Source organism: Corallococcus sp. CA053C (assembly GCF_003611675.1).
Taxonomy (GTDB): Bacteria; Myxococcota; Myxococcia; order Myxococcales; family Myxococcaceae; genus Corallococcus.
In genome coordinates, this window is record NZ_RAWA01000773.1 from 1 (window position 1) to 1,412 (window position 1,412).

The following is a 1,412-nucleotide window of genomic DNA, read 5'->3' on the forward strand; positions in this document are numbered from 1 at the left end:
CCGTTGGAGACCGTCGTCTTCGAGTGCGCCGAGGCAGGCCCCGCGCACCTGGCCGCCGCCCTCTTCAACACGCTGGCCCACCCGGAGCGCGCCCACGCGGTGGTGACGCCGCCGCCCTCCGCCAGCGACGCGGGGCCGCCCGCGGCCGTGGAGGCGCTGATCCGCGACCTGAACCTGCGCCCCGCGCCCTTGCGGGACCGGAGCGTGCCCGCGTCCCACTACGTCCTCATCGAGGTCGCGGGCCAGGCGCCGGGCATGGACGCGCGCGTGCGCGAGCGCTGGTCGCTGCCCGCGCTGTCGCTGTTGGACGAAGCCAGCGCGCGCGCGTTGCAGGCGGCCCTGAAGCCCCGGCTGCACCAGCTGCTCGCGCGCCGGGGTTGGGAGCGGCTGCACGTCGTCAGCGGACCCGCCCCCGACGGCCCGCGCGCCCTGACCTAGAAGCGGTCCGGCGGGGTGACGGGACGCGGCGTTGACGTCACGCGCCCATGCGAGCATGACAGACGCCCTGGAGGAACGCGCATGATGGAAGGACTTCCCCCCGTCGTTTCCTGGCCTCCGCTGCAGACACTGATGCGGCTGACGCTCGCGCTCGCGGTGGGCCTGTTCGTGGGGCTGGAGCGCGAGTGGCGCGGGAAGGAGGCGGGCCTGCGCACCTTCGGCTTCGCGGCGCTCCTGGGCGGCATGGGCGGACTGCTGGGGCCGAACTTCGCGCTGATGAGCCTCGCGCTGCTGGGCGTGCTGCTGTGCTTCCTCAACTGGCAGTCCCTGCGCGCCAACGGCGGCGCGGAGCTGACGACGTCCGCCGCGTTGCTCGTGACGGGCTTCACCGGCGTGCTGTGCGGCCTGGGGCACACGGTGACGCCCGCGGCGGTGGGCGTGACGACGGCGGGCCTGCTCGCGTGGAAGGAGCGGCTGGCCACCTTCAGCCACAAGATCACGGCGGAGGAGCTGCGCTCGGCCATCCTGCTGGCCATCCTCGCCTTCGCCATCTACCCGGTGCTGCCCGCGCAGCCGGTGGACCCGTGGGGCCTCATCGAGCCCCGGGCCGCGTGGGTGACGGTCATCCTCATCGCCGCCATCGGCTTCGTGAACTACCTGCTGTGGAAGGTCTTCGGCACGCACGGCGTGGAGGTGACGGGCTTCCTGGGCGGGCTCGTCAACAGCACCGTCACCGTGGCGGAGCTGGCGAACCGCGTGCGCGAGACGTCCGGGCGCCTGCTGGACGTGGCCTACCGGGGCGTGCTGCTGGCCACCGCCGCCATGGCGCTGCGCAACGCGGTGCTCCTGGGGCTGTTGTCCTTCCGCGCGCTCGTGGACTCCGCCATCCCACTGGTCCTCATCCTGCTGTCCAGCACGGGCCTGGCGCTGATGCGCTCGCGCACCGAACCGCCCCCCGGCGCCGAGCCCCCCGC

At 73.9% G+C, this 1,412-nt stretch carries 1 protein-coding gene and 1 pseudogene; both read left to right on the forward strand.

Annotated features, from left to right (window positions below; translation table 11 throughout):
* Positions 1-438, forward strand: a pseudogene (locus tag D7V97_RS43010) (aquaporin family protein); the annotation flags it as partial.
* A gap of 81 nt (positions 439-519) precedes the next feature.
* The coding region (locus D7V97_RS43015; RefSeq protein WP_120616266.1) for a DUF4010 domain-containing protein at positions 520-1,412 on the forward strand (893 nt) is incomplete at its 3' end.